The sequence below is a fragment of the Paenarthrobacter sp. RAF54_2 genome (assembly GCF_052113945.1).
Taxonomy (GTDB): Bacteria; Actinomycetota; Actinomycetes; order Actinomycetales; family Micrococcaceae; genus Arthrobacter.
In genome coordinates this window covers 46,336-59,273 of the sequence record NZ_JBFRDV010000020.1, presented here as the reverse complement: position 1 = coordinate 59,273, position 12,938 = coordinate 46,336, and the positions used below count along the sequence as shown (strand labels likewise).

The following is a 12,938-nucleotide window of genomic DNA, read 5'->3' as shown; positions in this document are numbered from 1 at the left end:
TCTTTGGCTCTGTGGGTGTGGGCTGAAGGGGCGTGGCGGCAGTTTTCATTTTCATGCCGCTGCCTCCGCCCCCTGGATGGCGCCTACGAGTTCCCACTCTTCGTAGCCGGCGTCGAGTTCGGCGTGAATTTCGCCCCTGTACATGACGATGACCCTGTCGCAGATTTCCAGGTCCGTGTCGTCCGTGGAGACGATCAGCAGGGACCTTCCGCTTTCGCGCAGCGCCCGGAGTGATTCGTAGATGGACTCCTTGGCCGTTACGTCCACACCGGCAGTGGGATGGACGAGAACCAGCGTGTCCGGGTCGGACGCCAGAGCCCGTGCGAGCACGACCTTCTGCTGATTGCCTCCGGAGAGCTCTTCGACGGCCTGCGTGGGTCCGTCACATTTGATGGCCCAGGCTCCGGACAGTGCTGTGAAGCGCTCGCGGCGTCGGCCTGAATTGATAAGGCCGCCGCGGCCGCGAAGCCGGTCCACGATGGTCAGGGTGGCGTTCTCCTCTACCGACATCTCCGGGACGTAGCCGTTGACGTGGCGGTCTTCTGGGACGAAACCCACGCCAGCGTTGATGGTCTTGATGACGTTGCCTTGACCAAGGGTGTGGCCGTTGTGCTCCACCGTGCCCTTATCCAGCGCGAGCTGACCGGCGATGGCCTGCGCGAGCTGGACGTGGCCTGCCCCATCGAGGCCTGTCAGCCCGACGCATTCCCCAACGCGGATTGTCAGGCTCGCTCCCAGGACACGGGAGCCGACGGCGGCGCCGGTAACAGTCAGGCGCGTGTCGCCCAATTGGTCCTGGCGGCGATGTGCGCCAACGGTACCTTTCTTTGCGGCCGCAGCTTCTTCCTCACTCACCCCTGCCATAACATTGACGATTCGACTAACGGTAAGGTCCGACGTCTGGGCAGTCAGGACGTCCCGTCCATCGCGCAGGATCGTGACAGAGTCGCAGACCTTGAAGATTTCCTCAAGGTGGTGGGACACATAAATGACCGTGACTCCGCGCTGGCGAAGGCTGTTGATCTGGGCGAAGAGTTCGTGGGATGCCCCTTCATCGAGTCCGGCAGTGGGTTCATCCAGAAGAAGGATCCGTGGTCCCCGAGACAGCGCCCGGCAGACTTCGACGATCTTCTTTTCCAGCGGTTCAAGGTCAGCAACCACCTTGTCGGCAATGCGCTCGTAGCCCCAATCTTTGAGCTGGTCAGTGGCCGTCCTGCGGATCGCGGACCAGTCCACGCTCCCCCAGCGCTTTCGCGGGTAGGCACCAAGGCTGATGTTTTCCGCCACCGTCAGTTCCGGCACCAGGGTGCTTTTCTGATAGACGCAGGCGATGGAATCAGACCCGGGGCCTTCGGTGACTTCACCGTTGGCGCCCTGGATGTGAATGGTGCCGGAGTCCGGCGTCACCAGGCCGGTGAGCATCGCTATCAAAGTGGACTTTCCTGCCCCGTTCCGACCGAGCATGGCCCGGGATTCGCCTGAACGGACGATCAGGTTGGCATCTGTCAACGCCTGAGTGGAACCGAAGGACTTCTGGAGCCCACGAATCTCGATGGCATTTTGCGTGTTAACTGTGACCACGATGTCACCCTTTCTCAAATTCAGTCTTCACCCAGGTCCGGCCTGAGGGAAGGAGGGGGCAGCTACTTCTTGTTGCCCCAGAGGTTTTGGTCATCAACGTTGGCTTTGGTGATAACCGGGGAAGGAAGCATGTCAGCCAGGTTTCCCTTGTAGTCGACGATCTCGCTGCCATGTTCGGACGGGCCGACTTTGTATTCCTTGCCGGCGATAGCGTCCTTAAGGTACTGGACTCCGTACTTGCCGTAGAGGTCCACGGGCTGGGAAACGACGGCATCAACGTGGCCGGAACGAATGGCTTCCAAGGATCCCTTGGATCCGTCAATCGTCACCAGAGGAACGTGGCCAGGCTGTCCGGCGGGAGCCCACTTGCCCTGGCCTTCCATTACGGTCTGTACGCCGGAGAGCATCACTGAGTCACTGGCTAGGAAGACCGCGTCGATCTTGGACGTGCTCAGAACCGTTTGAGCATTCTCTACAGCCTTCGCGGATTCCCAGTTGGTGTCTTTCTTGATGATCTGCATGCCGGGGAACTGGGCCGACATGCAGTCGCTGAATCCCTTGTCGCGGTCGAATCCCGACGTCGTTGACAGCGCGCCGTGCAGCTCCAGCACCGTGCCCTTGCCACCGGTGAGCTTGCCGATCTGTTCACAGACACTGGTGCCCATGGCAACATTGTCAGCCCTGATGTTCATGTAGATCTTGCCGCCGTTGGCTGCGGTGTCCACTGTCACCACCGGGATGTTGGCGGCATTCGCGGCCTGGATAGCCGGAACGACGGCATCACTGTCCCGGGGGATGGTCACAAGGCCTTTGACGTTCTGGGAAATCAGTGTGTTGATATCGGTCACCTGCTTGGCGGGGTCGCCTTCAGCGTTGGATGCCGGGAGCATGTTCAGGCCGTTTGAGTTGGCCTCGGTGACGACCGAGTCAACCAGACCCGCAGTGAAGGGGTTGTCGAGGACACCTGCTGAGAAACCAACGGTGGGCTTCTCATCAGCACCTCCAGGTGCTGCACCCCCGCCACAGGCGGAAAGCGCGACAGTGGCGCTGGCGAGCACGGCGACACCGATGTGGCGACGGCTCAGTTTGAATGCGGAGGCGCCTTTGCGATCCTGCACCATCATTTGCTCCTAATTAGAAGGTAGATATACACGGTGGAACTCTTCTTGTTCCGGGGCGGTCCGTCCTCGGCTTCGAGTACCGGGCGCTTGTCGAAAACTTTGGCCGGCGGTGGCGACTGGGAAATCCTCCATTAATGGCCAGCGTCGGCTTCATCACTCCTCAAATGTAAAGTGACACACCCCACACTGTCAAGTAATACAGCACATTGGACTTTACAGCTGGAGGTCCAAACTCGCAGTCGTGCTGGCTGAAGTCTAAATAAACAGCCAAATATCGCCAGAGCGGGCAAGAGAAGGGTAAACTGGCGTGAGCGCAGACTTTACATTGTGGCCAGCTAAGTGGTCGCTTGGTGGACAGACATATCAACGACTGGCTCGCATGCCGGGTTGGATCGCCGGAAAGGCCCACGATGAGTATTCAAGAGACAATACCGGCTACAGAAGAGGGTCGCGCCCAACTGGGCGGTCAGCTCCGGGCCGCACGGACCAAGGCGAAAATCTCCCTCCGGGAGCTCGCCCGCCGGGTCGGCATCTCCGCAAGTTTTATGTCGCAGGTCGAACTGGGCCGTGCCGTCCCTTCCATCGGAACCCTGTACACCATCGTGTCCGAACTGGGACTGTCGCTGGACTCGCTGATGAGCGGTGAGCACTCGGGGCCAGCCCAGCAGGCCAATGACGCCAGCGCCAAAGCGTCAGCGAACAAACTGAACGGTGTTTCCGCGTTCGTCCCTCCGGCAGGTTCCCTGCCAGGAATCCAAAGGGCCAGCGACCGTCCGGAGATCAACATGGGAGGCGTCCGCTGGGAGCGGCTTACGGAACGGGCGGATCCGTTGGTCGAGTTTTTGCGGGTGACGTACGCACCCGGGAGCGAGTCCTGTGCCGCGGACGCCTTGATGCGCCACCCTGGATGGGAGTACATCCACATACTTTCTGGCCACCTGAACGTTCAGGTCTCCTTTGACGGCGATGTTCTCGGGCCGGGAGACAGCATGAACTTCGACTCGAACGTGCCGCACCGTCTCAGTAACACCTCCGGTGAAGACTGCATCGCCATCTGGGCAGTAGTCGGCCGTCAGGGTTTCGCCCATCCTCTGGACCTCGCCAGGGCGAGGCACGGATCCGACGACGGCGATTCCGCGGCGATTGGCCACTCACACTCCTGATTTCTACCCCTTCGTGCCGTCCATCCGTTGCCCTGCCGACGGGCGTCAAGGACGGACTGAGAACCTAGATAAGTCCGCGGATACTGCCGCCGTCCACGCCCCAGACGGATCCGGTGACGAAACTGGTAATCGGGCTGCAGAGCAGGGCGATGATGCGTGCCACTTCCTCCGGAGTGCCCAGCCGTTCCAGTGGCAGCTGACGCAGCTTCATTTCGTGCTCGACCGCCGCCTGGCGTTCCATCCCGTGAAGGGTGGCAAAGGTGTCCGCGAAACCGCCCGGTTTGGTCCAGAACGGTGTCCAGATTGGCCCAGGAGCGACCGCATTGACGCGGATCTTCGGACCCTCTGCGCGGGCAATAGACTTCGTCAGCGCCAGCACTGCCGCCTTGCTTGCCGAGTAGTCAACAGGCTGGGCTTCAGGCTGGCGGGCCAGATCGGAGGCATTGTTGACGATGCATGGCGCCGTTGATTGACGAAGCGTAGGCAGGGCGGCCCGGATGGTGCGTACGTAGCTCATGAAGTTCAACTCCATCGTCCGCTGCCAGTCTTCGTCTGAGATCTGCTCGAAAGTCCGGACCGCCCCGGAGCCGACGTTGTTGACCAACAGGTCAAGGCCGCCGAGCTGGCTAATGGCCTCAATGACCGCGTTGGTGGTGGCTTCGCCGTTGGTGAAGTCCACGACGGCGGGGACAATCCGGCCCGGATTGTCCGCCGCCAGTTCTTCAAGCTCGGTCAGAGCCGATTTGTCGATGTCCAGCGCTGCCACCGTTGCCCCCTCTGCGGTCAACAAAAGTGCGGTCGCACGCCCGATGCCCTGGGCGGCACCTGTCACGATGGCCTTCTTGCCGGTCAGTTCCAATTCCATGAGATCTACCTTTCGGTCCGCACTACGGCAGCGCTGGTTGTGGTGGCGAAGGATTCGAGGACGACGTTAAGTGATTCAACACACAGCTGTCAAGTAAAAGGTTACATAGTTGTTCGAAGCGAACCCAAGCTTGAACGCTCAGAAACTACGAAAAGTGCCTAATTACTGCGCACTACCCGGCGTCTAACGGCGCCCGAGCGATAAGACGTGGCAGGGGCCTGGCTGCTTGGAGCGAGAGATTCGTCAACTATTAGTTGACACTCTTCTTGTCGTCAATTACCTTGGAAGCAGACTGGGGTCAAACACTTCAAGCAAGGAGAGCGCTTTCGTGGATAACGCCACCGCAGCCGAGAAAAACCAGATCGAAACGTTGGAGGCGAAACGCTACCAAGCCGTAGTCGATGGTGACTACGCTGCCTTTGAAGACCTCTGCCACAAGCAGCTGGTGTACACCCATTCACTCGGCGACAGGGACACGTTGGGCAGCTACCTGGAAAAGCTTCGCAAAGGGTTCTACAAGTACCACCGAATCGACCACCCCATTGAAGACATCCTCCTTATCGGGGACACGGCACTGGTGTTCGGCGAGATGAACGCAGATCTCACTGTCAACGGAACCCATAAAACCCTTGCCAACAGTGCCCTGTCTGTATGGGTCAAGGAGGATGAAACCTGGAAGTTTCTGGCCTACCAGCCGACGCCCCGGAAGCCTGCCGCCGCGTAGATCGAGGGGCAAACGAACGAACGCGATGTCTTTCACAGATGACAAAGTCATCTGTATCAACCGTCATTGTCAGGAGGAGAAATGGTGACCTCACGGCGGGACGTGATCCTGAAAAAGAAGGCGATAGCCGCTCGTCGGCGTGCTGCAGGCGGCTCTTTCGCCACCAAATCCTCCCCCTCCACCGTGAAGGAATTCTCCGAGGTTGTCGGCGTCGATGCATGGATCCTAAAAAGGGCTCTCAGTGAAGCGAACAGCATCTCCGCCTTGGGAGCCGCGATTGCGTCCAATCCGGATACGCCCTCTCCTGAACTTGTCCGCAGCCTGCAGGCGGAGGAGAACTGGTGGCGGCGGATCGAGAACGAGTTGCCGTCGATGAGCAGCACTGAGACGGCAGCTTTCCTTGGCGCCAAGGCCACCAACCGGAACTTCGCGTCGTCGCAGCGGTCCGCCGGGAGGCTGCTCGGGTATGCCCGCCGCCAGGCCATCCGCTACCCGAAGTTCCAATTCGATCTGCAGCGCGGTACCGTCCTTCCTGTCATTCCAGAGCTAGTGGCGCTCACCCGCGGTCTCGACGTCCCGGACGAAGACCTGGTCTTATGGATGGCAACCCCTTCATCGGCATTCGCTGATCAGCGCCGGCCAGTGGACCATCTCAACGACCGGGAACAACTGCTCGCCGCGGCTGAGGCCCACTTCGAGGCCATCTGGTGACGGTCGTCTGGCCCACGACCCCGGAGCCACCCGACCCCTTCGAGCCACGCATCGGAGTCTTGGCACTTGGGACCATCCTCCACCGTATTCACTCCAACCGGTTCCGGCCCAACCAGTTCAACCCCGGGCCCCAGGGCGCCGGCCGGTTCCACTTCTTCGGCGACCCCATGGTCCCGGCCCTGTACCTGTCCGAAACCCGGGAAGCTGCCTTGGCTGAGACCCTGCTGCACGATGTCCCTGTTGGCGCCCCGGCGACGCTTCCCGCAGCATTTACGCCAACAGTGTCTTGGCGGGGCTGGAGTTGAAGCGGCAGGTTCGGATCGCAGAATTTTTCGGACTGGGCCTTCGTGCGCCCGGAATCGAAGCCACCCAACTTACAGACACCCCGATGGATAACTACCCACAGACGCGCAAATGGGCACAGGCAGCCCACTCCGCAGGGTTTGACGGCTCGGTTGGATGTCTAGACGCGACAACAGTGCCAGAGCCAACGTGCTATTTGGTGACAGGTTTCAGGAAGACCACCTTGAAGTAGTCCCGGGAAGCGGACTTGCCTTCGCCGCGGCTGACGGCTTCAGCTGGCTCGTGAATACCTGTGCGCCCCTCAAAGTCGACGTTCTCGCGAGGTAGCAGGAGGCCCCGCCGACGAAGGAGAACCCCGGTCCGACTTCCCGGAGAGTTTCGGTGATCCGGCTGGTCAGAGCGTTTCGTGCTGAACTGCCGGCTCCATCGGCCGCCGAGCAAGCAAGATCGCCAGCAACCAAAACAACTGTGACTCAACAAAGCAGCTGGCCAAGTCATAAAGGTCGAGTCGGTCCATGCCCCGCCCCGAAAGTAGACCATAGAAGGCACGAAACAACTTTTGCTAAAACGCTTGACCACCCCAAGGATTAACGCTAACTTACTAGTGATCAAACGCTTTAGCAGAATGGACATCAGCGCAGATGAAACGCTCAGTCTTCTTCCAACCCGCCAACGGATGGGTTGGGGACCTCATCCCCTTCGAAAAGGACGGCGAGTTCTGGCTCTTCTACCTTCACGAAGACCGTACGGACCCGAAACCCGGCACTTCATGGAATCTGGTCACCACCAAGGACCTCACGGAGTTTGAGAACCACGGCGTATCCCTGCATCACGGCAGCGAAACCGACGTGGACTTCAACGCCTACACAGGCAGCATCGTCGTCGACGACACCGGCGTCCACCACCTCTTCTATACCGGCCACAACCCCCGGAACCTCGGCCCCGACGGCGCGCCCCTGCAGCTGGTTATGCACGCCACGAGCACGGATGACATGCGGAGCTGGGTAAAGCATCCGGAACTCACCTTCGGCGCCCCTGACGGCTACGAGTCCGGTGACTGGCGGGATCCCTTCGTGTTTCGCGATGAAAGCAAAGGCCAGTGGAGGATGCTGCTGGCGGCACGCCACTCCGCCGGACCGGAACGGCGCCGAGGCGTCATCGCACAGTGCGTGTCCACTGATCTCATGACGTGGCAGCACACCGAACCATTCTGGGACCCGCGCCGCTACATCACCCATGAGTGCCCCGACGTCTTCTCCTGGGGCGACTGGTGGTACATGGTGTACTCCGAGTTTTCCGAATCGTTCACAACCCGCTACCGAATGGCCAAGAGTCCCGACGGCCCGTGGACCGTACCCAATCTTGACAGCGTCGACGGCCGCGCCTTCTACGCATCCAAGTCCGCAGAGCGCGATGGTCGCCGCTTCTTCTTTGGATGGATCGCAAGCAAGGAAGGCAACACCGACGACGGTCCCTGGCAGTGGGCCGGCACAATGTCCGTCCTGGAAGCACGCCAGAACCCCGACGGAACACTGGGATTCTCCTTCGCCGACGAACTCGTAGACAGCTTCTGGGAAGACGTCCCGGTAACCCTGCCAGCCGAACTGCCCACACGACTGGACGTACCGGACGGGTACACCGCCATCGTGTCCGAAGAAGAACTGCCCAGCCAGTTTTACGCCAAGGCAGTACTGGACATTGACCCCAACACCACCGAATGCGGGCTGTTGCTCCGGTCAAGCCAGGACGGGGATCAGTCCTACGTCCTGCGCTTGGAACCGAAGCGCGGGCGCATGGTTTTCGACCGGTGGCCAAGGAAGATCACCGGCGACGCGCAGTGGCATGTCTCCGGGGACATCCCGTTCGACATCGAATTGGAACGCCCCTGCCACCTGCCTCCCGGCGAACACACGCTGGAAGTCATCGTCGACGGGGACCTGTGCGTTGCCGTTGTTGATCGGCAGGTCGCCCTCAGCACCCGGATCTACGACTTGCCCGCGGGGCGGATAGGCATCTTCACCGGGGAGGGCTCCGCTGCTCTTACCGAACTTCAGATACGTAAACGCACAGACAACTAAACACCACCACTTTCGGCTCAAATCAAAGGAGATTGTTCCATGAAGAAACTGATTCGCACGGCTGCGGTCGCGGCCATAGCTGCGCTGTCCCTGGCCGCCTGCGCCGGCGGAGGGGCCGGCGGCCCTGCCAATGTGAGGCCCACCGGCGAGATCAAACCGAGGGAAATCTCATGGCTGCTCTCTCGCCCAGCGGACGGGGCAGTAATCAACATCATGAAGAAGGTCGCGGACGACTATGCCAAGGACCACCCGGGCTTCTCGCTGAACCTCATCACCACCCCCGACCGCCCCTCATATATCCAGAAACTCGAGACCCTCGCCGCCGCGAACAAGCTTCCCGAGCTTTTCGACACGGATGCCACACCCTTCGCCCAACAGCTCGCCAAGCAGGGCAAGATGGTGGACGCGGAAAAGCTGCTCAAAGACCTGGGCGTGTATGACAACTACCGACCCAACGCCCTGAACTACCAGCGATTCGATGACGGATCGCTGTACATGATCCCGTTCCAATTCGAACTGGAGTTCATTTGGTACAACAAGGCCTTGCTGCAGCAGGCTGGCGTCCCGGTACCGAAGTCGCTGGACGACATCCCCGCGATGTGCACCGCACTGCGCAACGCCGGAATCACCCCGATCGCCATCGACGGGCAGGACCAGTGGCCCCTGGAACGCTACATGGCCTACCAGCCGTTCAGGACAGCGGGTCCCGACTTCCTCCAGAAGCTGAAGAAGGGCAACGCGAAGTTCTCAGACGCTGCCGGGAAGAAGGCCGTTGACTGGCTGGCTGCCCTGGGCAAAAACAAGTGCTTCCAGGATGGCTTCTCCTCGCAGGGCTACTCCGACGCCCAGAACATTTTCACCTCCGGGAAGGCAGCGATGTACAACATCGGCACGTGGGAATTGCCAAGCCTGGCGACTGACAAGCTGAACCCGGCAGTTCGGGACAATATTGATTTCCTCACCCTCCCGACAACTGAAGGATCCGTCACCGCTGCCAACGAATACGTCTCGCCGTCCGGAATCGGCATGGCTGTCAATGCCAAGACCTACGACCCGCTCGTCAGTGACTTCCTCAAGTTTGCCCTGACGAAATACCCTTCCGAGTACGCGGCCACCGGCGCTCTTTCACCGACGACCAACGTGCAGACCGCCACCCCGGCCAATGCGACTCCCCTGTACAAGAAGGCCCTCGAGACAGCAAACGACCTGGGAGACCAGCAGGCCATGCCGTGGGATACGCAGCTGGACCCGACAACTGACTCACGGCTCAAGCAAGAACTCGTGCTCCTCGTCCAGGGCGACATCACGCCGGAACAGTTCACCAGCACGATGGACAGCACCATCGCGCAGAACGCACCGAAGTTCTTCAAATAACACATAACGGTGGGGGGCCTCGGCCCCCCACCCGAAAGGCCCCACCATGCTCCCCAACAGGTCCCGACTCTCAGTACTGGTTTTCCTGCTCCCACCCCTGCTGCTCTACGGCGCCGCCGTACTGTTCCCCATCCTCCAGTCCCTGTTCCTCAGCTTCTTCTCCTGGAACGGCATCAGCGACATGGAGTTCGTCGGCCTCGCCAACTACCTACGGATGTTCACCGGCGATGACGTCTTCTGGCGCTCCTTCTTCAATGCACTCGGCTACCTGTTTATCTGTCTGGTCCTGCAGCTCGGCGGTGCGCTGCTTGTCGCCACCCTACTCACCTCTCTGCGCCGCGGCCGCGAACTAATTAAGACTCTTTACCTGCTGCCGGCCGTGATCTCCACCGTGGCTATCGCATTCCTCTTCGTGCGGATCTACTCGATCGACCCGGTGGGTCTGCTCAACCAGGTGCTGCAGTGGATCGGCCTCGGCACCCTCGAACACGCATGGCTCTCAGACGTGAACACCGTCCTCACGGCAGTATCGGTACCGGAAGGCTGGCGCTTCACGGGGCTGTACATGCTCATCATTTACGCGGCCTTGCTATCCGTTCCGCAGGAACTTGAGGAAGCCGCCCGCCTCGACGGTGCATCACGGTGGCAACTGTTCACCAAGATCCGCTTCCCGCACATCCGGCCCGTCTGGATCACCACCACTATCATGGCGACCACTTACGGCCTGCGCGGATTCGACATCCCCTATCTGATGACCAACGGCGGCCCCGGACAGTCCTCGGAACTGCTGACCACCTACATGTACAAGACAGCTTTCACCAGCACTGACTTCGGCTACGCCAGCACCATCTCGGTATTTATCGTCGTCGAGTGCTTGGTCGCCGTCGGACTCATCCTTCTCATGCTCAAACGAAAGGCGGACGCATGACCGCGCAAGCAGCTCGGATCACAAGGCCCCCTGCAACATCAGAAGGCAGGCCACCACTGCCCACGTGGCGAAGGCGCAAACGAAGCCTGCACGGCACCCTGTCAAAGGTCCTCATCGCGCTCATCGTCATCGTGCAGGTCTACCCGCTCGCATGGCTTTTCATCACCAGTCTGCGCACCGAAAATGACTTCGCGACGGGCGACCCGTTTGCCCTGCCCAAGGCGATCACATTCGATAACTACGCCCGCGCGTTTGAGACCGGCAATCTCGGGATGAACATCGTCAACAGTTTCATTGTCACGATGGGCGCCAACCTGCTGATCGTGCTTCTGGGCATGATGGCGGCCTATGCCCTGCAGGTCCTCGGCTTTCGGTTCAGCAAGTTCGTCCGCAGCTTGTTTTTGATTGGCATCATCGTGCCCGTGCAGATCGCGCTGGTACCGCTTTTCATCGACTACTCGAACGTAAACCTACTCGACACCTACCCGTCGATGATCATTCCCCTGGCGGGATTCGCTCTTCCGATGTCGATCTACCTTTTCTCCTCCTTCTTTGAATACATCCCTCGCGAGACGTACGAGGCCGCCTCGCTGGACGGCGCGGGCCCGTACCRGATCTTTGGGCTTATCACCCTCCCCCTCTCCGTGAATACTGTGGTCACAGTCGTTCTGGTCAACAGCATCTTCATCTGGAACGATTTCATCTTCGCCAACACGTTCGTCCTCTCCGAGGGACTCAAGACGATCCCACTGGGCCTGCAAAACTACATCGGAGCCATGGGAAAAACCGACTGGACGGCCACCTTTGCCGCGGTCTGCGTCACGATCACGCCCCTGCTGCTGGTGTTCCTCGTGCTGAACAAGGCGATGATCCAAGGCCTCGAGAGCGGGGCGACGAAGGGGTGATGCCCATGCCAGCCGGATATACTCCCGATGGAGGGCAAATGATTTCGCAGAAGAAAAATTCGGGCAACGCGGCCACCCCCGACGTTCCTGTCAAAATAGGCCGCGCGCATCCGGTTACCCTCCGCGAAGTTGCTGAAGCGGCCGGCGTGTCGACTGCCACGGTTTCCCTGGTCATCAACCAGAAGAAGAATGCCCGCATTGCAGATAAGACGCGTCAACGCGTCCAGGACGCAATCCGGCAGCTTGGATACCGCCCCAATGCAATGGCCAAGACCCTGGTCAGCGGCACCTCACGGTTCATCGGGCTGGTCGCAGACGGCGTCGCCACAACCCCCTTCGCCGGCCAGATCATCCACGGGGCGCAGGACGAAGCATGGAAACACGGGTACGCCCTGCTGATCGCCAACACCGAGGGCAACCGCGACCTGGAAAAGGACGCGATCGCCATGATGCTGGAATACAAGGTACGCGGCATCCTGTACTCGACGTGGTTCCACCGGCCGACCGACATCCCGGAAACCCTGCGTGAGGCGGACTTCGTCCTCGTCAACTGCTTCGCTACAGAGCCCGGGGCAGCCTGCGCTGTCGTCCCCGACGAAGCACAAGGCGGGCACTCCGCCACGCAGATCCTGCTCAACGCCGGCCACCGACGCATCGCCTTCATCAATGCCACCATCCCCGCCCCGGCAAAAGACGGACGGCTCCAGGGCTACAAAGACGCGTTGGCTGCCGCGAGCATTGGGTTTGACCCTGACCTGGTCATGGAAGCCTACCCCGACCAAGAAGGCGGATACGGCGCCACCGAAGAGCTGCTCAAACGCAACGTCACCGCCGTGTACTGCTACAACGACCGCATGGCCATGGGACTCTACGACGGACTGCGGGAACACGGGCTGTCCATCCCTGACGACATTGCCGTGGTCGGATTCGACAACCAGGAAGTCATCGCAGCCCACCTTCGGCCGCCGCTGTCCACAGTGTCACTGCCGCACTACGAACTCGGGGCGGCAGGAGTACGCATGCTGCTGGGCTTGGACGAAGCACCCAACGACTCCGCAGTGAAGATTGCGTGCCCCACCATTGAACGCGCATCCGTGGCTGCGCACTCGCCCGTATAGGTTTCGAGCACCGGCTGGACACGGGCGGTTCTGAGCCACCACGTCCGGCGGTCTGCCGGAAGAGGGA

The 12,938-nt window shown here is 60.5% G+C and carries 12 protein-coding genes; 9 read left to right on the top strand and 3 right to left on the bottom strand.

The window, feature by feature from the left end; translation table 11 throughout:
- Positions 1–51 precede the first annotated feature (51 nt).
- On the bottom strand, positions 52–1,581 hold the full coding sequence (locus AB4Y87_RS19225; RefSeq protein WP_442005880.1) for a sugar ABC transporter ATP-binding protein: 1,530 nt from the start codon (positions 1,579–1,581) through the stop codon (positions 52–54).
- 62 nt (positions 1,582–1,643) lie between these two features.
- Entirely contained in the window at positions 1,644–2,705 is a 1,062-nt protein-coding gene (locus AB4Y87_RS19220) for a sugar ABC transporter substrate-binding protein (RefSeq protein WP_442005879.1), read from the bottom strand.
- A 407-nt stretch (positions 2,706–3,112) separates the two neighbouring features.
- Between AB4Y87_RS19220 and AB4Y87_RS19215 the strand changes: the two genes are divergently transcribed.
- Complete coding sequence (locus tag AB4Y87_RS19215; RefSeq protein WP_442005878.1) at positions 3,113–3,865, top strand: helix-turn-helix domain-containing protein; 753 nt, start codon at positions 3,113–3,115, stop codon at positions 3,863–3,865.
- A gap of 64 nt (positions 3,866–3,929) precedes the next feature.
- Here the strand turns inward: AB4Y87_RS19215 and AB4Y87_RS19210 are convergent, their stop codons facing one another.
- Complete coding sequence (locus AB4Y87_RS19210) at positions 3,930–4,730, bottom strand: SDR family NAD(P)-dependent oxidoreductase (protein ID WP_442005877.1); 801 nt, start codon at positions 4,728–4,730, stop codon at positions 3,930–3,932.
- Between the two features lie 328 nt (positions 4,731–5,058).
- On the opposite strand from AB4Y87_RS19210, the gene AB4Y87_RS19205 reads away from it, so the two are divergent.
- The 8 genes from AB4Y87_RS19205 (at position 5,059) to AB4Y87_RS19170 (ending at position 12,871) form a co-directional block, all read left to right on the top strand.
- Positions 5,059–5,454, top strand: coding sequence for a nuclear transport factor 2 family protein (locus tag AB4Y87_RS19205; protein WP_442005876.1), 396 nt, complete (start codon positions 5,059–5,061; stop codon positions 5,452–5,454).
- A gap of 81 nt (positions 5,455–5,535) precedes the next feature.
- Complete coding sequence (locus AB4Y87_RS19200) at positions 5,536–6,165, top strand: hypothetical protein (protein WP_442005875.1); 630 nt, start codon at positions 5,536–5,538, stop codon at positions 6,163–6,165.
- The gene (locus AB4Y87_RS19195) at positions 6,162–6,470 is read left to right on the top strand and encodes an RES family NAD+ phosphorylase (protein WP_442005874.1); all 309 of its coding nucleotides are present in this window, start codon (positions 6,162–6,164) and stop codon (positions 6,468–6,470) included. The genes AB4Y87_RS19200 and AB4Y87_RS19195 overlap by 4 nt, the downstream gene beginning before the upstream one ends.
- A gap of 639 nt (positions 6,471–7,109) precedes the next feature.
- Positions 7,110–8,546, top strand: coding sequence for a GH32 C-terminal domain-containing protein (locus AB4Y87_RS19190; RefSeq protein ID WP_442005873.1), 1,437 nt, complete (start codon positions 7,110–7,112; stop codon positions 8,544–8,546).
- Positions 8,547–8,585: 39 nt separating this feature from the next.
- A complete protein-coding gene (locus AB4Y87_RS19185; protein WP_442005872.1) occupies positions 8,586–9,920 on the top strand; it encodes an ABC transporter substrate-binding protein in 1,335 nt (444 codons plus the stop codon).
- A 46-nt stretch (positions 9,921–9,966) separates the two neighbouring features.
- Positions 9,967–10,848 (top strand): carbohydrate ABC transporter permease, encoded by an 882-nt coding sequence (locus AB4Y87_RS19180; protein WP_442005871.1) that lies wholly within the window; start codon positions 9,967–9,969, stop codon positions 10,846–10,848.
- Positions 10,845–11,753, top strand: a complete 909-nt coding sequence (locus AB4Y87_RS19175; RefSeq protein WP_442005870.1) for a carbohydrate ABC transporter permease — start codon at positions 10,845–10,847, stop codon at positions 11,751–11,753. Before AB4Y87_RS19180 ends, AB4Y87_RS19175 begins: the two co-directional genes overlap by 4 nt.
- 38 nt (positions 11,754–11,791) lie before the next feature.
- Positions 11,792–12,871, top strand: a complete 1,080-nt coding sequence (locus AB4Y87_RS19170) for a LacI family DNA-binding transcriptional regulator (RefSeq protein ID WP_442005869.1) — start codon at positions 11,792–11,794, stop codon at positions 12,869–12,871.
- The last annotated feature ends 67 nt before the right edge of the window (positions 12,872–12,938 follow it).